1 protein-coding gene is annotated in these 253 nt (G+C 34.0%); it reads right to left on the minus strand.

The window, feature by feature from the left end:
* Window positions 1-240: GtrA family protein (locus SB753_RS39485; protein ID WP_410805477.1), on the minus strand; the 240-nt coding region annotated here is incomplete at its 3' end.
* Window positions 241-253 lie beyond the last annotated feature (13 nt).

The raw sequence follows: 253 nt of genomic DNA on the forward strand, positions 1-253 counted from the left end.
TGTATTAATTGCTAAAGTAATAAGGTTTACGATGAAAAATTGAGCTAACATCCATTTATGTACAGTTGCTTGAAACACCCACGATTTGTTCCAATAGTAGCTGTTTATGACGCCAATGAAATAAGATAGTACGTTAGCCAATATATAATTCATATCAAAGTGGATGAGTGCTAAGTAACTGATAATGGTGAGCAGGGTATTCATTATCCCTACAAATCCGAATTTCAGGAATTTTATCACGGTTGCATAATCC

It is taken from the genome of Paraburkholderia sp. SIMBA_053, from assembly GCF_046534895.1.
Lineage (GTDB): Bacteria > Pseudomonadota > Gammaproteobacteria > Burkholderiales > Burkholderiaceae > Paraburkholderia > Paraburkholderia caledonica.